Origin of the sequence: Bacillus fungorum (assembly GCF_002746455.1) — a bacterium.
Taxonomy (GTDB): Bacteria; Bacillota; Bacilli; order Bacillales; family Bacillaceae_G; genus Bacillus_A; species Bacillus_A fungorum.
This window is the reverse complement of record NZ_NWUW01000167.1, coordinates 1-513: the sequence shown is the minus strand read 5'-3', so window position 1 is coordinate 513 and position 513 is coordinate 1. Positions and strand designations below refer to the sequence as shown.

Annotated in this window: 1 protein-coding gene; it reads right to left on the bottom strand. The window is 40.4% G+C overall.

What is annotated here, in order from left to right:
• Positions 1-513: NlpC/P60 family protein (locus CO726_RS31290; protein ID WP_169513134.1), on the bottom strand; the 513-nt coding region annotated here is incomplete at both ends.

Genomic DNA, 513 nt, shown 5'->3' with positions numbered 1-513 from the left:
CCATATAAATTGCAACATGCCCTGGGTTTTCATAGAAGATAAGATCCCCCGGTTGCGCTTGATTGATGTCTGCAACTTGTTTACCTTGTCCAACTTGAGCACCTGTCCAATCTCCAAGTTGTACACCAATACTTGTTCTAAAGACATACTGCGTAAATCCTGAGCAATCTGAAGTACCCCCTGGCGGATTACGATCCCCTAAGACATATCTCACTTTTCCTTGACCAAGCCATTTTTTCGCTTCTGCTAATACTTTTTGTCGTTTGTCATTCGTCATAATAGGAGAACCACCAGATGATAGTCCTGGATCATCATTTTTCTTAAAGAACTTCATTGGATCCGTTGGTTGGTCGTTAATGCGAATTTGGAAATCTAAATGGACAGCATATCCTGCCATATTAAGAATCCCAGTATTTTTATCAAAGTTAGAGCCACCCATTTCCCCAATAATTTGTCCTTTTGTTACCATGGTTCCTGGTGCAACTGATATTTTACTCAAATGTAAGTAACGGG